This window comes from Ruminococcus sporogenes, from assembly GCF_054655175.1.
The window spans coordinates 14,660-38,074 of the sequence record NZ_BAAHOA010000005.1; the positions used below are offsets into that span (position 1 = coordinate 14,660).

24 protein-coding genes are annotated in these 23,415 nt (G+C 40.3%); 8 read left to right on the forward strand and 16 right to left on the reverse strand.

The features are described from left to right. Positions 1–42: 42 nt before the first annotated feature. Genes ACYQ0N_RS14210 through ACYQ0N_RS14230 form a run of 5 tightly spaced genes read left to right on the forward strand, consistent with a single transcriptional unit; the run spans position 43 to position 5,068 of the window. Entirely contained in the window at positions 43–1,134 is a 1,092-nt protein-coding gene (locus ACYQ0N_RS14210) for a class II glutamine amidotransferase (RefSeq protein WP_177533260.1), read from the forward strand. Beyond that, positions 1,134–2,633, forward strand: a complete 1,500-nt coding sequence (locus ACYQ0N_RS14215) for a glutamate synthase-related protein (RefSeq protein ID WP_177533259.1) — start codon at positions 1,134–1,136, stop codon at positions 2,631–2,633. The genes ACYQ0N_RS14210 and ACYQ0N_RS14215 overlap by 1 nt, the downstream gene beginning before the upstream one ends. Positions 2,634–2,647: 14 nt before the next feature. After that, complete coding sequence (locus ACYQ0N_RS14220) at positions 2,648–3,097, forward strand: 4Fe-4S dicluster domain-containing protein (protein WP_177533258.1); 450 nt, start codon at positions 2,648–2,650, stop codon at positions 3,095–3,097. Positions 3,098–3,113: 16 nt separating this feature from the next. Further along, the gene (locus ACYQ0N_RS14225; RefSeq protein ID WP_460163056.1) at positions 3,114–4,343 is read left to right on the forward strand and encodes an NAD(P)/FAD-dependent oxidoreductase; all 1,230 of its coding nucleotides are present in this window, start codon (positions 3,114–3,116) and stop codon (positions 4,341–4,343) included. Next, on the forward strand, positions 4,343–5,068 hold the full coding sequence (locus ACYQ0N_RS14230; RefSeq protein WP_460163057.1) for a GltB/FmdC/FwdC-like GXGXG domain-containing protein: 726 nt from the start codon (positions 4,343–4,345) through the stop codon (positions 5,066–5,068). The genes ACYQ0N_RS14225 and ACYQ0N_RS14230 overlap by 1 nt, the downstream gene beginning before the upstream one ends. Before the next feature lie 26 nt (positions 5,069–5,094). Here the strand turns inward: ACYQ0N_RS14230 and ACYQ0N_RS14235 are convergent, their stop codons facing one another. From ACYQ0N_RS14235 to ACYQ0N_RS14245, 3 genes are read right to left on the reverse strand one after another with little or no spacing between them, the layout of a single operon-like run. Continuing rightward, the gene (locus ACYQ0N_RS14235; RefSeq protein WP_177533255.1) at positions 5,095–6,846 is read right to left on the reverse strand and encodes a sensor histidine kinase; all 1,752 of its coding nucleotides are present in this window, start codon (positions 6,844–6,846) and stop codon (positions 5,095–5,097) included. Continuing rightward, positions 6,847–7,521, reverse strand: coding sequence for a response regulator transcription factor (locus tag ACYQ0N_RS14240; protein ID WP_177533254.1), 675 nt, complete (start codon positions 7,519–7,521; stop codon positions 6,847–6,849). A 14-nt stretch (positions 7,522–7,535) separates the two neighbouring features. Next, a complete protein-coding gene (locus tag ACYQ0N_RS14245; RefSeq protein ID WP_460163058.1) occupies positions 7,536–9,254 on the reverse strand; it encodes a DEAD/DEAH box helicase in 1,719 nt (572 codons plus the stop codon). 137 nt (positions 9,255–9,391) lie between these two features. Between ACYQ0N_RS14245 and ACYQ0N_RS14250 the strand changes: the two genes are divergently transcribed. Further along, positions 9,392–10,519, forward strand: coding sequence for a DUF4317 domain-containing protein (locus tag ACYQ0N_RS14250; protein WP_177533253.1), 1,128 nt, complete (start codon positions 9,392–9,394; stop codon positions 10,517–10,519). A 306-nt stretch (positions 10,520–10,825) separates the two neighbouring features. Here ACYQ0N_RS14250 and ACYQ0N_RS14255 read toward each other — a convergent pair whose 3' ends face one another. The 13 genes from ACYQ0N_RS14255 to ACYQ0N_RS14315 are packed head-to-tail and all read right to left on the reverse strand — an operon-like array spanning position 10,826 to position 21,233. Continuing rightward, positions 10,826–11,254, reverse strand: coding sequence for a GNAT family N-acetyltransferase (locus ACYQ0N_RS14255; RefSeq protein WP_177533252.1), 429 nt, complete (start codon positions 11,252–11,254; stop codon positions 10,826–10,828). 1 nt (position 11,255) lies between these two features. Then, positions 11,256–12,074 (reverse strand): PHP domain-containing protein, encoded by an 819-nt coding sequence (locus ACYQ0N_RS14260; protein ID WP_177533251.1) that lies wholly within the window; start codon positions 12,072–12,074, stop codon positions 11,256–11,258. Continuing rightward, positions 12,071–12,763, reverse strand: a complete 693-nt coding sequence (locus tag ACYQ0N_RS14265; RefSeq protein ID WP_177533250.1) for a phosphonate C-P lyase system protein PhnL — start codon at positions 12,761–12,763, stop codon at positions 12,071–12,073. Before ACYQ0N_RS14265 ends, ACYQ0N_RS14260 begins: the two co-directional genes overlap by 4 nt. Further along, positions 12,760–13,938 (reverse strand): phosphonate metabolism protein PhnM, encoded by a 1,179-nt coding sequence (gene phnM / locus ACYQ0N_RS14270; protein ID WP_460163059.1) that lies wholly within the window; start codon positions 13,936–13,938, stop codon positions 12,760–12,762. Before phnM ends, ACYQ0N_RS14265 begins: the two co-directional genes overlap by 4 nt. A gap of 16 nt (positions 13,939–13,954) precedes the next feature. Next, positions 13,955–14,788: an ATP-binding cassette domain-containing protein gene (locus tag ACYQ0N_RS14275; RefSeq protein WP_460163060.1), complete on the reverse strand. Its 834-nt coding sequence runs from the start codon at positions 14,786–14,788 to the stop codon at positions 13,955–13,957. Further along, complete coding sequence (locus ACYQ0N_RS14280; protein WP_177533247.1) at positions 14,778–15,623, reverse strand: alpha-D-ribose 1-methylphosphonate 5-phosphate C-P-lyase PhnJ; 846 nt, start codon at positions 15,621–15,623, stop codon at positions 14,778–14,780. The genes ACYQ0N_RS14275 and ACYQ0N_RS14280 overlap by 11 nt, the downstream gene beginning before the upstream one ends. Further along, positions 15,610–16,683 (reverse strand): carbon-phosphorus lyase complex subunit PhnI, encoded by a 1,074-nt coding sequence (locus ACYQ0N_RS14285; protein WP_460163061.1) that lies wholly within the window; start codon positions 16,681–16,683, stop codon positions 15,610–15,612. Before ACYQ0N_RS14285 ends, ACYQ0N_RS14280 begins: the two co-directional genes overlap by 14 nt. Continuing rightward, positions 16,683–17,258 carry a phosphonate C-P lyase system protein PhnH gene (phnH, locus tag ACYQ0N_RS14290; protein WP_177533245.1) on the reverse strand — a complete coding sequence of 192 codons (576 nt, stop codon included), beginning with the start codon at positions 17,256–17,258 and terminating at the stop codon, positions 16,683–16,685. The genes ACYQ0N_RS14285 and phnH overlap by 1 nt, the downstream gene beginning before the upstream one ends. Continuing rightward, positions 17,255–17,680 (reverse strand): phosphonate C-P lyase system protein PhnG, encoded by a 426-nt coding sequence (locus ACYQ0N_RS14295; RefSeq protein WP_460163062.1) that lies wholly within the window; start codon positions 17,678–17,680, stop codon positions 17,255–17,257. The genes phnH and ACYQ0N_RS14295 overlap by 4 nt, the downstream gene beginning before the upstream one ends. Before the next feature lie 11 nt (positions 17,681–17,691). Continuing rightward, positions 17,692–18,552 (reverse strand): PhnE/PtxC family ABC transporter permease, encoded by an 861-nt coding sequence (locus ACYQ0N_RS14300; protein ID WP_177533243.1) that lies wholly within the window; start codon positions 18,550–18,552, stop codon positions 17,692–17,694. Beyond that, positions 18,552–19,346 carry a PhnE/PtxC family ABC transporter permease gene (locus tag ACYQ0N_RS14305; RefSeq protein ID WP_177533242.1) on the reverse strand — a complete coding sequence of 265 codons (795 nt, stop codon included), beginning with the start codon at positions 19,344–19,346 and terminating at the stop codon, positions 18,552–18,554. Before ACYQ0N_RS14305 ends, ACYQ0N_RS14300 begins: the two co-directional genes overlap by 1 nt. Before the next feature lies 1 nt (position 19,347). After that, complete coding sequence (gene phnC, locus ACYQ0N_RS14310) at positions 19,348–20,124, reverse strand: phosphonate ABC transporter ATP-binding protein (RefSeq protein ID WP_177533241.1); 777 nt, start codon at positions 20,122–20,124, stop codon at positions 19,348–19,350. Positions 20,125–20,138: 14 nt separating this feature from the next. Beyond that, positions 20,139–21,233, reverse strand: coding sequence for a PhnD/SsuA/transferrin family substrate-binding protein (locus ACYQ0N_RS14315; protein WP_460163063.1), 1,095 nt, complete (start codon positions 21,231–21,233; stop codon positions 20,139–20,141). A 236-nt stretch (positions 21,234–21,469) separates the two neighbouring features. Between ACYQ0N_RS14315 and ACYQ0N_RS14320 the strand changes: the two genes are divergently transcribed. Both ACYQ0N_RS14320 and ACYQ0N_RS14325 read left to right on the forward strand, forming a co-directional pair. After that, the gene (locus ACYQ0N_RS14320; protein WP_177533239.1) at positions 21,470–22,651 is read left to right on the forward strand and encodes a sensor histidine kinase; all 1,182 of its coding nucleotides are present in this window, start codon (positions 21,470–21,472) and stop codon (positions 22,649–22,651) included. Then, a complete protein-coding gene (locus ACYQ0N_RS14325; RefSeq protein ID WP_460163064.1) occupies positions 22,648–23,334 on the forward strand; it encodes a response regulator transcription factor in 687 nt (228 codons plus the stop codon). The genes ACYQ0N_RS14320 and ACYQ0N_RS14325 overlap by 4 nt, the downstream gene beginning before the upstream one ends. Positions 23,335–23,415 lie beyond the last annotated feature (81 nt).

Consider the following 23,415-nt stretch of genomic DNA (forward strand, 5'->3'; position numbering starts at 1 on the left):
TTTCTGTTAAAAATACAGTTTCATTCAAGGAGGAACAGTTTTATGTTAAGAGAAGGGGAAGTTAGGATTCCTTCCGGATGCGCTATTTCCGGTATCTTTTCTAAAAAAGGCAAAACGCTCAACGGCCGTTCAATTATTGAATCCATAGCAACAATGCACGACCGTTCAAACGGTCTTGGCGGCGGCTTTGCGGGTTACGGAATTTATCCTCAATATAAGGACGCGTATGCGTTTCATATATTTTATGACAACACAAGCGCTAAGCTTGCATGTGAAAAATTTATAGATAAGCATTTTGACGTTATCAACCTTTCTAAAATACCAACAAAAAAAATTGCGGCTATAATGAACGAGCCGATTATTATGAGATATTTTGTAAAGCCGCTTCCGAACAGGCTAAAGGAATCTCAGCTTGACGAAAATGAATTTACGGTAAAATGTGTTATTAAGATAAACACTACCATAAACGGAGCATATGTGTTTTCCAGCGGAAAGAATATGGGAATTTTCAAAGCCGTCGGTTATCCTGAGGATGTCGGAGAATTTTACAGATTAGACGAATATGAAGGCTACTGCTGGACTGCTCACGGAAGATATCCTACAAACACCCCAGGCTGGTGGGGCGGCGCTCACCCGTTTGCGATGCTCGATTTGTCCATAGTTCATAACGGCGAAATATCCTCTTATGACGCTAACAGAAGATTTATTGAAATGTTCGGATATAAATGCACCCTGCTTACGGACACTGAGGTTATTACATATATTATTGATTATCTTCACAGACGGCTCGGTTTTTCATTCAAAGAGGTTTCTGAAATTATCGCCGCACCGTTTTGGGATACAATCGAATCGATGAAGCCTGAGGACAGAGAAAGACTGACGTATTTCAGAAACGCTTTCTCCAGTATGCTTATAACCGGACCGTTTTCTATAATGGTAGGATTCGACGGCGGTCTAATGGCTTTAAACGATAGATTAAAGCTGCGCTCCATGGTGGTGGGAGAAAAGGACGATATGGTCTATATTGCCAGCGAGGAATGCGCTATAAGAGTTATAGAGCCAGAGCTTGATAAAATTTGGTCTCCAAGAGGCGGAGAGCCTGTTATTGTTACTTTAGAGGAGGGACTCCAATAATGGATTATCAGTATCCGGAATTCGAAGTTGTACGCAATGCTGACAGATGCATCGGCTGCCGGGCATGTGAAAGGCAGTGTGCAAACGAAGTTCATTACTATGACGCGGACTTAGGCAAAATGATGTGCGACGATTCAAAATGCGTAAACTGTCAGAGATGCGTTACCATTTGTCCGACAAGGGCTTTGAAGATTATAAAATCCGACAACACCTTCAGAGAAAACGCTAACTGGACTATGGAAAATATAAAAGAAATATATAAACAGGCGGAATCAGGCGGCGTACTTCTTTCGTCCATGGGCAATCCTAAACCGCTTCCCGTTTATTGGGATAAAATTCTCATCAATGCGTCTCAGGTAACTAACCCGTCTATAGATCCGCTGAGAGAGCCTATGGAAACTAAAACATTTCTGGGCCAGAAGCCTTCGTCGGTGGTTAGAGATGAAAATGGTAATATCATCAATAATTTAACTAGCCAGCTTAAGCTTGAAGTGCCTATTATGTTCTCCGCTATGTCTTTCGGTTCCATAAGTAAAAACGCCCATGAAAGTCTTGCAAGGGCAGCAGCGGAGCTCGGTACATACTACAATACCGGCGAGGGCGGTCTTCATAAGGACTTTTATCAATACGGACCGAACACAATAGTTCAGGTAGCGTCAGGACGTTTCGGAGTTCACAAGGAATATCTTGAAGCTGGCGCGGCAATTGAAATAAAAATGGGGCAGGGCGCAAAACCGGGCATAGGCGGACATCTGCCGGGTACTAAGACTGTAGGAGAAGTTTCAAGAACAAGAATGATCCCGGAAGGCTCCGACGCAATTTCTCCGGCTCCTCATCATGATATATATTCAATCGAGGATCTCAGACAGCTTGTATTCTCTTTAAAAGAAGCTACAGAATATAAAAAGCCTGTAATTGTTAAAATAGCGGCAGTACATAACGTTGCCGCAATTGCCTCGGGAATAGCCAGAAGCGGCGCCGATATTATAGCCATCGACGGCTTTAGAGGCGGAACAGGAGCGGCTCCTACAAGAATCAGAGATAATGTAGGTATTCCCATAGAGCTTGCTCTTGCCAGCGTTGACGAACGTTTAAGGCAGGAAGGAATCAGAGGAAACGTATCTATAGTAGTGGGCGGAAGCATCAGAAATTCCGCTGATATCGTAAAAGCAATCGCTCTTGGAGCAGACGCAGTTTACATTGGCACTGCGGCATGTATCGCTCTGGGCTGCCACCAATGCAGAGCATGTCACGAAGCAAAATGTAACTGGGGTATTGCAACCCAGCGTCCGGATCTCGTAAAACGACTTAATCCCGATATCGGCTCCAGACGCCTTGTGAATCTTGTTTCGGCATGGGATCATGAAATAAAGGAAATGATGGGCGGTATGGGAATCAACTCAATAGAAAGTCTCAAGGGCAACAGGCTCATGCTCAGAGGCGTTGGTTTGAATGAAAAAGAGCTTGAAATTCTTGGAATAAAGCATGCAGGCGAATAAGGAGGACTTGACCCATGAAAAGAATTTACGTTAATGAAGAATGGTGTCTTGGCTGTCATCTATGCGAATACAACTGCGCTTTTGCAAATACAGCTTCCGCCGGAAAATCAAAGGCAAATGAAATGGCTAAGGCATTAAAGGGCAAAAAAATCTATCCGAAAATTCAGGTTGAGGAAAACGATGGAATCTATTTTGCGGTTTCCTGCCGCCATTGTACCGAGCCGCTATGCGTAAAGAGCTGTATCTCCGGAGCCTTAACCTTAAACGACGGTCTGATTGAATTAGATCAGGACAAATGCGTCGGCTGCTATACCTGTATTCTCTCATGTCCCTACGGAGCTATAATGCCTGCCGATAACGGGCATGTTGCTCAGAAATGCGAACTTTGCACTAAAAACTCATGCGGCGCACCGGCTTGTGTCGCCGGATGTCCCAATAACGCCATTGTCTATGAAGAAAGATGATAAGAGGAGTGATAAGATGAATTATGTAATTATCGGAAATTCCGCTGCGGCAGTCGGCTGCATTGAAGGAATACGAAAAAATGATAAGGAAAATAAAATTACCGTTATTTCCGAAGAAAAGCATCATACTTATTCACGTCCGCTTATTTCTTATCTTCTATACGGTAAAACAGACAAAGAAAGAATGAAATTCCGTCCCGACAGTTTTTATAAAGATAACAATGTAACCGCTATTCTCGGAAAAAAAGCAGTCCGGATTGATCCTGAAAACAAAAACGTCGTTCTTGACGACGGAAAATCAATCTCTTATGATAAACTGCTTGTGGCGACAGGTTCAAGACCATTTATACCTCCCGTAAAAGGATTGGAAAAGGTAAAAAACAAATATACTTTTATGACGCTTGACGACGCCGAAAAGCTAAACAGTAATCTTAACAAGGATTCAAGAGTACTGATAATAGGCGCCGGACTTATCGGTCTTAAATGCGCGGAAGGAATACTTAGTAAAATAGGCAGACTGACTGTTGTTGATCTCGCCGATAGAATTCTGCCTTCTATATTGGACGAAACAGGAGCTGAACTCGTCCGGAAATCAATTGAGGATAAGGGCGTAAATTTTATCCTCGGAGCATCGGTTTCTGAATTTAATGAAAACAAGGCAATATTGACTAATGGCGAAACTATAGAATTCGACGCACTGGTTATCGCTGTGGGAGTAAGACCTAATACGGAGCTTATTAAAGATGCGGGGGGAAATGTGAATAAAGGTATAGTTACAGATAGCTTATGCCGTACCTCTCTTCCGGAAATTTACGCTGCCGGAGACTGTACTGAAAGCCGCGACATTACAACCGATACAGACAGAATATTAGCTCTTCTTCCAAACGCATATATGCAGGGGGAAACTGCCGGTCTTCATATGACTGGTACTGATAAGCCCTATGATAAAGCTATACCCATGAACGCAATAGGCTTTTTTGATTATCATATGATAACTGCCGGCAGCTATGACGGTGAAAAAAGCCTTTACCAAAACGGAGAAAATTATAAGATGCTTGTTACCAAAAACAATCTTTTAAAAGGATATATTATGATAGGGGATATTTCAAGAGCAGGTATTTATACAAAGCTTATACGCGAACAAATTCCGCTGGATAAAATTGACTTTGAGCTTATCAAGGAAAAGCCGCAGCTTATGGCTTTTTCAATTTCTGAAAGAAAAGAACAGCTTGGAGGTGTCAGATAATGAGAATTACTGCCGGACTTATGCATTTTAAAGAATTAAACGAACAGGTACGTAGCTCCCCTGAAAATCATATATATATTGACAATTGCATTGGCCAGCGTTATATCGCAAGCGGACTGTCACATAAAGAGGTAATAATCAACGGAACTCCCGGTAACGCTCTCGGTTCTTACTTAAACGGAGCAGATATAATTGTAAACGGAAACGCGCAGGACGCAACCGGAGATACTATGAACGACGGTTCAATTATTATCCACGGCTCTTCAGGAGACGCTACCGGCTATGCAATGAGAGGCGGAAAAATATTTGTCCGTGACAACGCCGGCTACAGGGCGGGAATACATATGAAGGCCTATGAGGAAAAGATTCCTGTGCTTGTTATCGGAGGAAAAGCGGGCAGTTTTCTCGGAGAATATCAGGCTGGAGGCATTATAATAGTTCTGGGGATCAACTGCGATAAAAATACTCCCCCTGTCGGACATTTCTGTGGAACCGGAATGCACGGAGGCAAAATTTATATATGTACAGAAAAGCTGCCTCTAAACCTTCCGGCACAGGTTTCTGCGAAAAAGGCGACCTCCGATGATATTTACGAAATAAAGGATCTGCTAAAGGAATATTGCGGTAATTTTGATTATGACATTTCTAATATTATTAATAAAAGCTTTTATGTACTAACTCCTAACAGCCAGAATCCATATAAAAGACTTTATACAAATAACTAAAAAAACTCCCGCTTTTGCGGGAGCTTTTACAATATTACAGTAAAGCATGTTATTCCATTTTCATGAAAAGCCTTAATTGAACCTCCATGAGCCTCTACTATTGATTTGGCAATATTAAGACCAAGTCCTGAGCCTCCGGTTTTTCTGTTTCTTGAACAATCCAGCCGATAAAACCTGTCAAAAAGCTTATTCATTTTATCGGGTTCTATATAATTACTGGTATTTGCAACAGAAAGACTTATCTTACCAGTTTTTTGATCTTCAGATAAGCGAGCGGTAATTCTGCCGTTTTCGGTAGAATATTTATGAGCGTTATCAAGAAGTATATTTACAAGCTGCTTTATTTTATCTTCATCGCCTTTAAAATAAATATTATCTTCAATATCCGTTTCAAGTAATTTACCGCTTTCATAAATAATTGACTCAAACTGCAAGCATATGCTCGACATAACCTCGCTTAAGCTGAAACGATCCGCGGCAAGCTTCATTTCATTTGAATCATACTTGGCGATATAAAGCATACTGTTTACCAGCTTCGTCATACGCTTAGTTTCTTCCTTTATATAATTAAGCCATTTAGACTGGCTTTTAACCGTTTCGTTTTCATTGGACAAAATAACATCGGTGTTTGCTGAAATAACAGTAAGCGGAGTTTTTAATTCATGTGACGCGTCCGCAACAAACTGCTTCTGCTGCTGCCATGCCTTATCGACAGGTTTAATAGTCCAATTAGCCAATAAAACGCTTATTCCGAAAATTATAATGACTCCGACGCTTCCTATTATAATAAAAATGAATAACATTCTGTTTATTGTAGAAATTTCAAGCGTTCTGTCAAGAAAGACTATCCTGCATCCGCCGCCTATCATTCTGGGATTATCCTTTTTCATGTATCTAAGCTTATAATCCCCTATAGTAAGCTTTCCTCTGTCGCTTTTATCATTATAAATTCTTATTGCCGCTTCCTCTATGTCCTCCTCGTCCGCGTCATCTAAATACTGATAGACTATCCTATCAATATCATCGTTTTGATTAAACTGAACCATTATATAGGCGCGTTTGACATTTCCTCTGTAAGGATCGGGAAATTCTAATTTTGGAGGCTGAGATTCTTTTTTTTCAGTAGTAACTATTACTGTCGTTCTACTTTCAGAAGAAGCTTTATCGGCGGAAGTAGTGTACGTAGATTGAGTAACTGCCGATTCCTGCTGAAAACTATCGTTGTTTCCTTCCTTTACGCTGTCTTCAGCAGGTAAATGCGGATTGATATTTACAGCATTATCTGTCCGGCTGCTGCTATCATCGTTTTCTGATTCATTATTTTCCTCATCATCTTCAAAATCATTTTCCGATGAATCAGGATCTTCTTTATCAGGATTCGAATTATCCGGCTTTTCAGGGGACGTGGGATCAGGCTTCTTCTCAGGATACGGATCAGGAACAAACGGATCTTCCGGGAACGGCGTATACTGCTCGTTTCTGTCCCAATTGAAATCTCCGCCTTCATTCTTTTGATTATTGTTCTGACTGATATAACTCATCTGAGCTAAAAATCCGCCGTTTTCAGTAACCGTTTCATTTTCGGCTGATTCCATAATTTTATCAGGCTTATTAAAATTTATATCCTTCTCGTTTAATATTGATTCAATCAATTCATAAGAAATTCTGACCTCCGAGCTGTACATATACGCAAATATTCCCGTAAGCACACCAAAAAGCACGCAGGTAAGTATGCTCATATTAACAATAATAAATCTTCGCCTGAGTTTTTTTATCATTCAAGATTCCTCCAGACGATACCCTACTCCCCTAACAGTCTTTATAGAAGTTGCAGAATGAATATGTCTAAGCTTTTTTCTTAAAAAAGAAATATAAACTTCAACATTATTATATTCAGCGTCCGAATCATATCCCCATATTTTTTCAATCAGCAGCTCTTTACTGATTACCTTATTGGGATTATTAAGAAGATATTCCATTATGCTGAATTCCTTCAGACCAAGACTGAGAGAACCGTCTCTTCCAGACAGCTCATAAGTCTGAAGATTAAGAGAAATATCAGAAAATTTCAAGCTGTTATCATTCAGCGAACTGTCCACTCTTCTTGAAAGGGATCTTATTCTTGCAAGAAGCTCCTCCATAGCGAAGGGCTTTGTAAGATAATCGTCCGCTCCCAAATCAAGACCCTTCACTTTATCTGAAATCTCGTCCTTTGCCGTCAAAAGCAGAACAGGACAAGCTATCCCTTCAAGCCTTAGTCTGCGAAGTATTTCCAAACCGTTCATGCCGGGAAGCATGATATCCAGAATTATAATATCGTAGATTCCTGAAACAGCGTTATCATAACCGTTTTCACCATTATAACAGGTATCCACCAGATATTTATTTTTTGTAAGGATATGAGCAAGAGCCTCAGCTATAGCTTCCTCGTCTTCAACAACAAGAATCCTCATAATTTCCTCCGAAATCAATATCTTTTCTTTTGTGAGCCGCTGCCGCGCCTATATTTATTACCACCGCCGAATGAATTTTTTCCTCTATAATCCGAATTATTTTTTCTTCCGTAATTTCTGTTTTTATCAGAATAGCTCTTTCCCTCATAAAGCTTAACTGTAACTTTATTCCCGTTTATGCGACTGTTATTCATAGAATCTATGATAAAACCGCTTTCGGCATCAGGAACCTCAACAGTAGTATATTTATCATGAATATCAATTTTTCCGAAATTCTTTCCGGACATACCGGTAGCGTCAACAAGAGCGCCTAAAATAAAATTAGGAGCTATTTTATGTTTTCTTCCGACATTGATATTAACCTTAACGATTTTACCGTTTCCGTTTCTTCTGATACTTCTTTCAGTCTTGTAGACTACAGACTGAACATCGGGAATATTATTAAGATCCTTCCCTATTCTTTTGCTGCAAAGCGCCCTTGCTATATCTTCAACAGATATATTTTTTTCTTTAAGAATCTCAATTAAACGTTCCGTCTCAGGTAAAACTTCCTTCTTACATGCGGCTGATATTTTCTCGGCAAAATCGGCAAGCTTAGCCTCCGCGACCTCGCTTCTCGTCGGAAGCTTACCCTCTGCTATATCAGACTTAGTATATTTTGCAACAGCCTTCATTGAATAAACCTGTTTTCTTCCAGAAAGCAAGGTGTAGGCCTTACCTGATTTACCTGCTCTTCCCGTTCGCCCGATACGGTGTATATAATATTCGTTATCCTGCGGAAGATCATAATTGAAAACGGCGTCAACGCCGCTGACATCTATTCCTCTGGCAGCTACGTCGGTCGCCACAAGAACGCTTATTCTGCCGCTTTTAAAGGATTTCATTACGCTCGTTCTCTGCATCTGCTTCATATCGCCGTGAATCCCTTCCGCCCTGATTCCCTTTTCAGCTAAATACTCTGTAAGCTCATCCACCATTTTTTTAGTGTTACAGAAAATCATTGATGATTTCGGAGCGTTATAAAGCCATAAAACATATAAAGCGTCAGCCTTTTTATCAGAATTTACAACATAATAGGACTGATCTATAGCCTCAACAGTACGGCTTTTCGATAGAGTTTTTATAACCACCGGATCATTCTGAAAATTTTCTGTTATTGCCATTATTTCCGGAGGCATTGTAGCGGAAAAAAGAATTGTCTGACGTTTTTCAGGAACATATCCCAAAATTTCCTCAATATCCTCCCTGAAGCCCATATTCAACATTTCGTCCGCCTCATCGAGTATAATCGATTGTAAATCGGCAAGCTTCAAAGTTCGGCGCCTGATATGATCCATAACGCGGCCCGGCGTTCCTACAACTATGTTAGCCCCCCTTTTTAATTCATGAATCTGACGATCCATGCTTGAGCCGCCGTAAACGGCTGATACCTTAACCCAAGGCATAAACCGGGAGTATTTTTTTATTTCCTCAGCCGCCTGAACGGCAAGCTCCCGCGTAGGACATAATATGAGCGTCTGAACTTTACCATTGTTTTCACGGCAGATATTTTCAACTGCAGGTATACCGAAAGCGGCAGTTTTTCCAGTTCCTGTATTTGAACGTCCGATAATGTCCCTTCCGGATAATATCACAGGTATGCTTTTTTCCTGAATCTCTGTCATATCCGTATAGCCGATCTGATCTATTGCTTTCAGCATTTCACCTGATAGCTGAATTTCATTAAACTGCATTTAACAATTCCTTTCATCTCTTTAATTTATTTATTATATCACAACTACCGTAATAAGTCAATCAAGTGATGCCGATTGACTTTTACAAAAAGAAATGATACAATATTTTTAATTGAAAACGGGAGGAAAATATAAAAATGACTGAAAAAGAAATATCTGAAATCCGCCGCAGATTTAATATAGATAAAACAAATATATCCTGTATAAGAGGATGTTACGTCAATGAAAATAAAGAAATAATTTCTGATTTCAATCAATTTTTCGGTACTATACCAAGAAATGAGGCCGAGGAGCTGCTTACTATTATAAAAAAAACATTATCCGGAACAATAGGGAAAAACCTTATTGACATTGAATTTTCCAATCAGCAGGTTATTGACAGCGACGAACACAAACTGCTTATGCGACTCAGGGATTCGGCATTAAACGATGATGAAGCGGTTGCCGAACTCTTTGCCGGTATAATTCGTTCTCTTATGCTGGAAGGAAAATATTTGATACTTCTGACCTTTGACAAATACGACGTTCCGTCCTATTCAAAGGACGATATAAAAATTGAAGACTCCTCTGAAGTATTTTCATATTTAGTCTGTGCAGTGTGTCCGGTAAAAATGACAAAACCCGCGCTAAGCTATTATGTAAATGAAAATCAATTTCGCAATATCTCTGTTGACTGGATTATAAATACTCCAGAGCTTGGTTTTATGTTTCCTGCTTTTGACGATCGGCAATCAAATATTTATAACGCGTTATACTATTCCAAAAGCCCCGCTGAAAATCACGAAGAGCTTGTCGAAGCTATATTCAAAACTGAAATACCAATGCCTGCGGCGGCTCAAAAAGAAATATTCAATTCTATTCTTGAGGAAACCGTTTCGGAGGATTGCAGCTACGAGGTGCTGCAAACGGTACATGAACAGCTTTCATCTATGATTACAGAGCATAAGGAACGCAAGGAGGAAGCTCCGCTCGTAATATCAAAAAATACGGTAAAGGACGTTCTTTCCTATTGCGGTGTAGCTGAACCGCATATAGACGAATTTGATAAAAAATTTGATAACGAATTCGGCGAAAATACTGAATTAAGTCCTAAAAATATCATTGACGTAAAGAAATTTGAAGTATGCACACCAGATATAACAATTAAAGTAAATCCTGAACGTAAGGACCTTGTAAAAACTCGTATTATAGACGGAGTTAAATACATAATGATTCGTGCTGACGATAATGTGGAGGTTAACGGAGTAAATATAAATATTGTATAATAGAAAAAGTCGCTTCTTAAATATCTGAAGATGTCAAAGCAAATTGATGAGGTTGTTCGCCATTATACAGGAGCAGTTTTGGCTGTTATGCAAAACCACAAAAAACAGAAATAAAAACGAGAGTTCAAATCCTGTAAGTTGAACCCTCGTTATTTTTATTCTATCTTTTATATAAAAAAGGAGGAAATTGTAATGCCAAAATTAAAAACAGCAGCTTATTGCCGAGTAAGCTCAGATTCTATTAAGAAAAGATTGCCGACAGAAAAAGAGCTTGCAATAAACAGAAAATACGCAATATAAAAATTATTACTGCGTTAATTCTTTCGTTAATTTATAATGTGTAATTTGCATACCTTCACGCTGATAAAATCGGTGCGCATCAGTACGCTCCATATTACTTGCCACTTCAATCTGAATGCAATGATTCTGTTTTGCTACAATCTCAGCCTCATGAATAAGTTTTTTTCCGATTCCTTGCGAACGATAATTTTTTTCGATAATCAGTTCCATAATTTCTGCAATTTTTCCACAGTGATGAAGCTGCATTTCCATTCTGATATGAAGCATTCCTATAATTCTGCCATGTTTTTTATACACAAGAATCACATGGCCCGGGTTTGACATAATGCCTTCATAATACCTTTTGAACGCTTCAAATATAAACGTAGTTTTTTCGAGGTCACACACCAAACTATAAATACTCTGGAAGTCAGCAACTGAAGCGCGATAAATCATTTCATTCCTCCTCCATTTTCAAAACTGCCTCTACGCCGCTTAATTCAGATAAAAAATCTCCAATTTCCACATTTACATTTTCAAATTCTCCATGAAAGTCGCTTCCGCCAGTCAGAAACAACCCATATTTCTCTGCATATCGGCGGATTATGATTTTATCGCTTTCACTGTTGGAATGATGATTCACTTCCAGACCGTCCAGACCGTTCTTTGAAAGTTCAGGAATAAGACAAAAATTCTGCTGCTGTCCGCTGTGAGCAAGAACGGCAAGACCGCCAGCTTCTTTAATTGTATTCAGCGCTTCGATAGGAGAAATATACTGAATATCAAAGTTGCAGATTCCGTTGTTTTTAAAAACGCTGTAATAAAAATCACCAAACATCTCCGAAACTTTTCCGCGTCTGAGCAGATATTCCATAATGTGCTGCTTATAGATATATTTTCCGTCTGCCACGCGCAGTTCTTCCGTATTGATATCATAACCGTTCTCATTTAGAATTCTTATCTGTTTCAGGGAATTTTCATGTCTTGCCAAAAGGGTTGGCTGTACAACTTTTTCAACAATTTCAGGATATCTTATACCATAGCCAAGCATATGTACCTTGAAATTATTTTCATAATCATAAGCGGATATTTCAATTCCCGGTATTACTTTAACTCCATGCTCAATTTTCGGAATCTGCTGAAAATGCGATACTGTATCATGATCAGTGACTGCAATCGCATCAAGTCCCTTTTTCTTTGCAAATTCTATCAGCTCCGGAATGGTAAAACTTCCGTCTGACACTGTAGAATGCATATGCAAATCTGCTTTTATCATGCAAATGCTCCTTCTGATATATTATAGACCTTATCGCAGAGTCCGTCCATAAATTCTAAATCGTGAAAAATACCGATCATACTTGTTCCCTCTTTTTTCAGCTTCATAAGCATTTCCTTAACGGGAATTTTCGACTCATTGTCAAGAGAAGCAGTCGGTTCATCAAGAAGCATCAAACGAGGTTTTTTTACCATAGTATGTGCAAGATTTAAGCGAAGCCTTTCGCCCCCGGAAAAAGTATTCGGGTAGATGTCCCAAAGATTTTCCGGCAGACGAAAATAACAAAGCATTTCCTCTGCTCTTTTTTCCGAATCAAGCTTATTTTCTCCGATCTCCAGAAGCGCCTGCATGACGTGTTCTTTTGCGGTAGTTCTCGGCATAACACTCAGAAACTGTGATACATATCCTATTTCATGATTTCTGATATAGATAATTTTACGTTCCGGAGCCTCAGAAAGATTGATTTTTCCAAAAGCTGTGCTGTCGTAAATAATATCGCCCCATGAAGGAATATAGGTGCGGTTAATACATTTCAGTATAGTGGATTTTCCCGCGCCTGATCTGCCGACAATGCCAATAAAATCACCCTGTTCAAGCGTAAAACTTATATTTTCGCAGGAACGGATCATGCGGTTTGCATGATGCATACAGAACTGTTTCCCAAGATTGCTGATTGTAAGTATACTCATAATGACTGCCTCCTGTATTCCACCCGCGAAGTGGTTTTTCCATCAACAAGAACGTGCGTTACAACAGGATAGCCGTCCAAAATATCGGCAATAACAATATCTGCTTTTTTTCCGGCTTCAAGCGAGCCGTAATCTTTATCAATTCCCATTGCTTTCGCCGGATTCAGCGATACCTTGTTGACCATATCGGGAAGCTTCTGTCCGTATTTTTCACACATTACAAAAAGACTGTGCAGCAGCGCCTGCGGAAAATAGTCGGAACAAAGAATATCCACGCTATTATTTTCGATTGCATTTGCCGCGGACATGTTACCGGAATGAGAGCCGCCCAGAAGAATATTAGGCGCTCCCGCAACGGTATAGAATCCCATTTCATGGGCTGTTTTGGCTGTTTCTTCAGTAATGGGAAATTCGCTGATATTTACGCCAAGCTTCTTATTCAGCTTCAGTTTTTCTTCTGTATCATCATCATGAGAGGCAACTGTAATGCCATTTTCCTGCGCCATCTCTGCTAATTCCTTAAGCTGTTCAAAGGAAAGCGTGTCTTTTGTTTTATGATACTCCATAACCTCGTCAAAGGTTTTTCCTTCGTTTTCCATTCCGTTATATTTATCCACCGTATCACGATAAACCTCCAGATTACGGTACTGTCCTTGTCCGGGCGTATGATCCATGAAAGAAATCTCATGAATCAGATGTCTTTTAATCATATCCTTTGCAATATCATACCCGTCAACATTATCAATTTCAAGGCGCAGATGAAAACGATGATGAATAAGATGAAAACGGCTCTGGATATCTGCAATCAGATTTACCATTTTTAAAACGCTTTCTTTATTGCGCAGAGGACTTTTGCCTAGAAGTTCGTCTTTATACAAAGAAAAAGAATGATATATCGTCGTAATGCCAAGCTGTAACAATTCCTTTTCACATTCCTTCAGCGCAAGCTCAAAAGGAAACTTTGCAGTGGGGCGCGGATAGATAAATTGCTCTATTTTATCCGAGTGAACGTCTATAAATCCCGGCATGACATATCTTCCGTGTGCGTTTATAACCTTGTCCGCCGAAACCTTTTCGCCGGTAATACTGATAATCCTATCATTTTCAATCAGCAGCGTCTTGCTGTCTATCACTTCATCAGGCGTAATAATTCTTCCGTTTTTAATTGCAATCATAAAATGACTTTCTCCTTTATAACAATGAATGTACAAGCTGCTGCGTATAAGCTTGCTGAGGATCTTCTAAAATCTGATCCGTAAGACCGCTTTCAATAATCTTTCCGTCAAGCATAACAACCGTTCTGTCAGCAAGCATTCTGATAACCGCAAGATCGTGAGATACAAGAAGAATCGAAATTCCATACTCCGCTTTTATTTTCCGTATCAAATCAAGAACTCTCGCCTGAACAGATAAATCAAGACCTGTAGTAACTTCATCAAGAAGCAAAACAGACGGGTTATTGGCGAGCGCTTTTGAAATCTGAACACGCTGCTGCATTCCTCCTGAAAAATTTTTAGGAGCTTCACTCATACGTGATGTAAGAATTTCCACGGCTGAAAGCAGTTCTTCAGCGCGCTTTGTCATGTAATGCGCATTGCGATTGCCGGCAGAAATTAATTTTTCCGCAATATTTGACGCCGCTGAATATTCCATTCGCAGTCCACGAATAGGATTCTGATACACCATTCCCATCACACTGTTTTTGATATGACGTTTTTCCGCAGCGCTTGCGGTCCATATACTTTCAGAACCATTTTTATATCCGTCAAGAAATGCTTCTCCGGAGGTTGGCTCAATATCAAAATATAAGCTTTGCATAAGCGTAGACTTGCCGGAACCGCTTTCACCGACAATTCCAAGTACTTCTCCGGGATAAACGTCAAGTGAAATATTATTTGCCGCCCAGACCGTACCGCAGACAGTACATCTGTTTTTTTCAAGATGCGTCCGGCATTTTTCACAGACGCGGCCATAGCGAACTGTAAGATTATTAACGCTTAGGACCGGCTTTTCATCAATTGTCATGAGAACGTACCTCCCTGCAATAAGCTGTATCTGAACACTGATAAACTTTTTCACCTGTTTTTTCATCGAACATCTCATCAAGATATGTATTCGTACTGCCGCAGAACCGGCAGCATTTGCCTTTGAAATTTTCACGTTCAAAAGGTACGTCATCAAATGCAAGGGATTCCACATTTGTATACGGCGGTATGGCATATATTTTTTTCTCTCTGCCTGCGCCAAACAAATATAGGCACTCCGACTGATGAAGCTTTGGGTTATCAAATTTCGGAATAGGACTGGGATTCATAATATATCTGTTTTCAACGGTACATGGATATTCCGTAGGAATTGTTACTTTACCGTATTTCACGATACTTTCGTACAGTTGTAGCCAAATAGGTGCATAATCCATTTCAGCGTGCATTTTTTTTGTGACTTCTTCTTTCGGCTCTACGATACGCAGCGGTTCCGGAATTGGAACCTGAAATACAAGAATCTGGTCGTTTCTCAGAGGAGTTTCAGGAATGCGGTGACGTGATTGTATAAGCGTTGCTTCGCGGGCGCTTTCTGTAGTTTCCGCATCGGTACACAGCTTTACAAATTTCTTGATATTTACGGCATTTACGCTGTCGTCGCTGCCTTGGTCAATAACTTTTAATATATCCGAAGGACCTATTAACGAAAGAGTAAGCTGAATGCCGCCCGTTCCCCAGCCTCTGCCAATAGGCAGTTCTCTTGAGCCAAAAGGCACCTGATATCCCGGAATTGCCACAGCTTTCAGGATACAGCGGCGTATTTCACGCTTTGAGCCTTCGTCTAAAAAAGCGTAGTTATACTGTTCATTTCTCTTCATTACTTTGATTCCCCCGTGTTTTTCTCACTGCATCAAGCTTTGACTGGAATGTGACATAATGAGGCAGCTTCAGGTGTGAAATAAAACCGTTCATTTCAAGACAATCGCCATGAGTCAGCACAAATTCCTCGTCCTGAGCCGGATAATCTCCACCCTGTTCCAGTTCTCTGTCAATCACGGCCATTGCAATCGCTTTATTTTCATTTCTGCCGAAAACAGCGCCGTAACCGCAGGCAAGCTTTAATTGTTTTTCATCGCTTGCCGAATGAAAAGTTTCCGCTTCTGTCAGCAGTATTTCGCCAAGAGAAATAGTTTCTTCTTTCTTATAAGGATATGGTATTTCAAGTTCCACATAACCGCTGCGAAGCTCTCCAACAGTGGGATGAACCTGACCGAAACCTCTCAGAACCGAATAGGAAAGCCCTGAAAGAAAACCCGTATCGGCTCTTGTCATGGTTTGCAGTCTTGCACTTCTTGCAGCCGGAAATTCAAGCAGTTTCTCTGTTACATCACATGGCGGCGTATTATCCTCGTCATAAGTATCTATCAGTCCTTCCTTTTTAAGCAGCGAAGAAACTCTATCATAGAGTTTTATTTTTTCAGGAGCCTGCTCCGCTAAAATTTGTTTAAATCTTTCGCTCAGCTCAGATGAATTTTCGTTTTCACTTTCAAAATGTATCAGCCTATGCGTGTAATCATAGGTTGCACCTAAAAGCTGCCCGCCGGGAATATCCTTGAAGGCCGCTGAAATACGTCTGATAATTCGCATATTGTCAGTATTTACAGGCGCTGTGTAATGACTGCGTTTCAATGTAGAACGGTATGCACGAAGCAGAAAAACCGCTTCTTCTGTAGAGCCTTCGCATTGTTTTAAGGCTAGGGCGGCATAGGACTTTGCATAAAGCCCGGCTTCGCTCATTACCTTGTCGATCAGCAAACCGAATTTTTCAGTAACCGACTCCAATTCAATATCTTTATCTGTGCCGCTGCGGTAGTAATCAAGAAGCTGAATGCTTGCTTCAATTGCCTCTTCACCGCCGGAAACCGCTGAATATGCCATCAGGAACTCCTCCTTTTTACAAGACGTGGAATGCAGGCAACTTCCCCGCTTTCCGTTACAAAAATCATATCAATGCCTGTCGGATACTCATACTCGCATTTATCACGGAGACTAATGGAATTATATATAATATCCGAACATGAAAATTTTAATGTACCGTCAATTCCGGGACCGTAAAGTTCCATGATATTATCGTGATTTTTGTTATTTTTAATTATTAACACCGCGCTTTTATGAGGATCGGTAAGCGTTCCGCATTTTGCCTTCTCAAAAATATCCGGAAGCATTTTTAAATCTGAAACAAAGATAAAATCAGCATTGGAAATATCCGCTTGTTCAGAGAGCGTTACAAGCTGAATATCTCTTTCAAGCTCTTCATTACCGCATCCCGAAAAGGTTACTTCATTATCGAGCAAAGTCACAGCAAGGGCAATAAATTCCTTATATTCGCCAAAGAGTCTGCTCTTTTGCTCTGCAATCGACACTGTTCTCGCAGGATTTGACATTGCTTCAAGTACCTTTCTGAATACAGCTTGTGTATCAAAAACCTCGTCGAAACTATGAAGTGTATTCATTCATTAACCTCCGAATCCATTGCGTGAAAGTCGACTTTCGTCTTTTGGAACATAGCGTTTTCACGTTCCTTTTTGAGAACTTGTTCTTTTTCCCACTCAATGAGAATATCGTATTCTGTAAAAACTCCTTTATTGCAGGCTGCGTCAATGACCGCCATATTCAGAACCTTATCAAAATCATCGCCAATTGTTACAGCCGTTCCTACGACGTCGTCGAGGGAAACGACAGCCTCACAGACAATTGTTTCGCCAATGTAGAAAAGACTGTTTTTAACAGGCTCTCGCATCTGAATCATAGCGAGCGATTTTTCAGGCTTTTTTATAATTGTAATTCTGTGACTCTCCTGAATAGAGTTTCCCATCGCAATTACATCAGAACGCTCCGCACCGGAAAGGATACGGAAGAGTCGTTTTTTTTCCATGTTGATTCTCCTTATTTTACTTTTGCTTTAATTTTAGTTGATACCGTTTCGAGAATAATAACGGTGATTACCACAATATAGGTCAGAAATCCCATTTCATGCAGGTCAAAATAAAAGCTGCCTGCCATAAACAGATTAAAACCGATTCCTCCTGCGCCTGCCGCTGCGCCGACTGCTACAGCATTTGTGAAATTGATTTCAAAACGCATAAACGTCCACGCCACCATTCTGCTGACAGAAGCCGGAATAATCGCCTGAAATACGATTTGCCAGAAGCTTGCGCCGCTTGCACGCAGAGCTTCTATTGTACCGTTGTCAATTTCCTCAATGGACTCCGCATAAACCTTTGTGAGATAGGCAAAGCTGTGAAATGTCAGACCAACAACAGCTGCAACGCTTCCAAGACCTGCCGATACTGCAAAAATCAGTACCCATAAAACAGTCGGAACTGCTCTGACCAATGCGACAATGCTTTTTATAATATTTGCAGTTACAGACGAAGAAATATTCTTCGCGCAGAGAAGCGAGCAGAAAAAAGCAAGAACCGCGCCGAATACCGTGGACAAAACGCCAAGGCAAAATGTAATCAGCAGCTGATATAAAATAGAACTCACGGAATCTCTTGAAAGCTTCGGCTGTAAAAACACTGCTTTGATATTGTGAAAAGTTGCAGATACGGCGTCAAAAAAATCAATATCCTTATAATCAAAGGTCATAAAAGCATATATTGTGAGCAATATCAGCGATACTCCCAGAATTTTCATTGCAATGCCGCTTTTGCTCTGTATGCCGACTTTTATTTTGCCGTTTCTATGTCGCTTTGCATGTGAATTCCAAATACTTCTTTCTGTAAGAAAAACCGAATTTTCCATTACATAATCACTCTCCTTATCAGATTTGAAAATGTTTCAATTGCAATTACCATAACAATAATCAGCAGCACTACAAGACTTGCGGAACTGAAGTCCAGACGCTTGTAATACATATCAAACAGATAGCCGATTCCCGTTGCGGTCAGCATTCCGATAAGTGTGGAACTTCTAATATTTGTTTCAATCATGTACAGAACCCATGTCACAATTCCTGTTATGGAGGAAGGAATAATTCCCTGAAATACGATTTGAATAAAACCCGCTCCCGAGGCTTGCAGCGCCTCAATGCAAGAGGAACTTACCTCGTCAATGGTTTCTATAAATGCTCTTGTCAGCATTCCGAATGTTGTGAAAAACAACGCAAAAAATCCTGTTAAAATATTTTGTCCAAATGAAAACATTAACAGCATTGCCCATACTACATCGGGGACATTCCGAAAAAATGCCGCAATAATTCTCACAGTTCTGTTGATTATACCATTGAATCCAGTCGCCTTTGAACCGAATAAACTGAAAAAGAATGCGCAGACCGCTGCGATTACTGTAACCGCAGCCGACAATAACGCCGTTTCAATCAATTTATCAACAATTTTAGGCAGACGTTTCATAGCAAGTTCATCGGGCATCAGATTTTCGGCAATCCATGCAAAAGCTTGGGGAAAGGAGGATACCCCCTGTGCTAAGTGAAACTGCGTAACAAATGACGAGCCGAAGTAAAGAAGCAGAAAAACAATAATGACAGCCGTATATGTAAGCTTGCGTTTTAAAAAAACTTTTTTAATCTGTCCGTCCATATTAAGCTCCCTGTGAATCCATTATCAAATCGCTGTCGGAGGATTGATAAATCTCGTGAATCTTTTTCTTCGTCAGTTCTTCGGGCGTTCCGTCAAATACAATTTTCCCCGACGAAACGCCCAGAATGCGCTGCGAGTATTTCATTGCGACCTCTACCTGATGGAGATTCACAATACATGTGATTTTCTGCTTTTGATTTATCTGTGAAAGATGATCCATAATCGTTTTTGAAGCTTTTGGATCGAGAGAAGCTATCGGCTCGTCACAAAGAATCAGTTTCGGTTCCTGCATAATAGCGCGGGCAATACCTACACGCTGTTTCTGTCCTCCGGAAAGTGCGTCGCAGCGTTTATATGCTTGTTCAGCCAGTCCAAGCTCGTTCAATATGGAGAAAGCCTTTTCTTTTTCTGTTTCACTATAGCTTCCTAACATACCGCTGATTGCAGATTTTTGTCCAAGTCTGCCGTGCAGTACATTCTCAATAACGCTGAGCCGGTCAACTAAATTATAATGCTGAAAAATCATGCCTGTTTTAGTACGGACTCTTCTTAGATCTCTTTTTCCAAGGCTGAGAATATCATCTCCGTCATAAATTATATTTCCGTCTGTCGCATCAATCAAACGATTTATACAGCGCAGTATTGTGGATTTTCCTGCGCCCGACGGTCCTATAATTGATACAAATTCGCCTTTTTCAACAGAAAATGAAACATCATCCAAAGCTTTTGTGGAATTATTATATACCTTGTTTACATGCTGAAACTCCAGAATAGGCATTTTTCCACCTCATCTCATGATTCCATATTGCGGATCGGATCATACCAGGAATCCTCCACAGTCAGAAAGCACATTTCTTCGGATTTCTTTTCATAAAGTCCGAGTTCTCCGGAATCATCGGTATAAAATATAAGCGGATTGCCGCTTACCGCGTCGGAAGTAAACAGTTCTTGTATTGCTTTTACATCTTCCGGACTGATAACGTCTCCGTTATAAGCAAACGGACCGTTCAAAACAGGGATAGATTGAATTACCGTATATTCTGCACCTGTTACAGTATCAAACGGAGCGGAAGCGTTACTCTTGATCGCGTAAACGCTGCCTGTTTCGTGTTCATTTCCGCTTACATGGTCTGCATAGGGAGCAAGCTCAATATCGCAAAAAGCAGCAACATCGCATTTACCGGACAGCAGATTAAACGCTGAGCCTTGATGAGAACCGCCGAACAGCACTTCAGAGAAAAACGCGTCGCTTCCTCCTTCAAGCAGATCGTCAACAATGAGATCGTCGGAAGAGAAATGAGAAATGATATTATTCGTAGGAACCTTAAATCCTGAAGTTGAGCTGTTGGAAACAAAGGATATTTTACTGCCCTTAATATTGTCAATAGAATATGATCCGCCGTTTTTGTAATTATCTGCGTCAGCGCTGTTGACAGCAAAAAAGCTATAATACAGCGCGTCGTCCAGCGTACCAGATTCTCCGGACTGTACAAACAACGGATTCACAGCATTATTGGCGCTTTTAGCCTGAATATAGCCTTCAGCTCCCATGACGCATCCGATTTGTGCAGTACCGTTGGAAAGAGATTCTATGGCAATTGCGTAGTCTGTAGTCAGCTTCTGATCTACTTTTTTGCCGGTAGCCTGTTCTATCAATCTTCCGATCTCGTCTCTTGCCCCTTGATAATCCTCTGCGGATTCATTAGGATACCATACAAGCGTAATGGTATCAGAATACTTATCATCTGATTTTTGGGATTCTTCCTTAATAGAAGACGAACTTTGCACAGTTTCCCTCGAATTATTTTCCGTACCAGCACAGCCTGTAATACTGCCGCAAATCATTGCAATTGCAAGGAATGCCGACCATTTGTGCTTTCTGTTCATAGTAAAGCTCCTTTTTAAATGATAATTTCTGAAATCACTTTTGGATGGATTTCACGTTTATTATACTGGTCGAATGTAAAGTCTGCTGTCATTTTAAAGTTAAGTGTATGAAAAATTTTAAACGTTTCGAATTAATTTAATTTAACAAAAAAATTTACCGCTCTTAAAAAACATTTTATCTTCAGTTTATATACATTACAGCTAAAAATATGATATAATGTTATAGAGGTGATAGTATGCTCAAAAAAATAAAGGAATTAAGACTGAGCATTAAAAAGCGTCTTGTGATCTCCAATATACTTATGATTGCAATTCCAGTCGCAATTTGCCTGATAATCGGAGCAATCGGTCTTGGATTGGTTTCATGGATTGTGGAGACTCATTTTGCCAATGTACTGGAATTGGTCGAACAAACAGAAGAGGCGGCAGAATCATACGAGCCGCTGTCTGTGACAATGAAGGTTTCTGCTGTGATCATTTTCTTGATTTTTATTTTAACTGTAATTCTTTCCGTTTATTTCACTAACCGCTTTTTAACGAATTTTGTATTCAAAAAGATCGAGCAGCCTCTTGAGCTCCTCGAAGAAGGAGTAGCACAAATCCGTGACGGTAATCTTAATCATAGAATAAATTATAACGATGATACCGAATTTCTCCCTGTGTGCGACGCCTTTAACGAAATGGCTGTGCGTCTGAAAGAATCCGTTGAGCAGACAATGAAAAACGAACAGAGCCGCAAGGAGCTTCTTGCAGGTATTTCTCATGATATACGCTCCCCGCTGACCTCGATTCAGGCTTATGTGGAGGGACTTATTGACGGCATCGCCGATACTCCGGAAAAGCGGAAAAAATATCTGCTTACAATAAAACAGAAATCCGAAAGTATTTCAAATATGGTTTCACAGATTTTTACATTCTCAAAAATGGAGCTTGACGATTATCCGTTGAATCTTGTCATATGTAACATTAAAACTGAGCTTGAAAAAATAATCCGACCATTAACGGACGAATATGCGCAAAATGGACTTATCATCAATCTGAATGCCGAAAGCTGCGACATTCTGCTGGATGCAGACTTATTAAGCCGTATCTGCAATAATCTTTTATCAAACAGTCTGAAATACAATCATAATCATGAGCCGGAAATAAATATTTATTCAGAAACAGACGACGCTTCATATATACTGCATTTTGCCGATAACGGTCAGGGCGTGGACAAGCAGTCGATGGATAAACTGTTTGACGTATTCTTCCGCAGCGATTTATCACGTAATCATCCTGATAAAGGCAGCGGACTTGGACTAGCCATTGTTGCAAATGCCGCTGCAAAAATGAACGCTTCCGCCTCGGCGCGCAATGCGTCGAATAACGGTCTTGATATTATGATAAAATTTCCGAAGGAGTCTGAACAACAATGAATAAAATACTGATTATAGAAGATGATGAAGCAATCGCGGAAATAGAAAAGGATTATCTTGAGAACTGCGGCTATGAAGCCGATATTGTTTATGACGGTGAAACAGGTCTGAAAATAGGACTTGATGGAAACTACAGCCTGATACTTCTTGATTTGATGCTTCCGAAAATGGACGGATTTACCGTCTGCCGCAGACTGCGTGAAAAGCTTGATATTCCGATTCTAATGGTAACGGCAAGACAAGAGGATATTGACAAAATCAAAGGTCTTGGACTGGGCGCCGACGACTATATTGAAAAGCCGTTTTCTCCCGCGGTTCTTGTGGCAAGGGTAAAAGCCAATCTTGCGCAGTATGAAAGAATTATCAAAAAAAGAAAAAATTCTTCCGTCATCACAATAGGAAGTATCAGTCTTAATACCGGCACGCATCGTGTTTATGTTGACGAAAAGGAAATTGAACTGAAAAACAAGGAATATGAGCTGCTGAAATTCCTTATGATAAATGTAGATTTAGTATTTGACCGTGAAACGCTATACGAAAAAATCTGGGGCATGGAAGCTCTCGGAGATAACGCAACGGTAGCGGTACACATAAACAGACTGCGCGAAAAGCTTGAAAAAAACCCGTCAAAGCCTCGCTATATACAGACCGTTTGGGGCGCGGGCTACAGATTTAAAGCATAATTTAATATCGTAGAAAGCCGGATTTGTATCCGGTTTTTTTACCTGTAGTTTATCTTTTGATTAACTATGGTTTAAAAACGC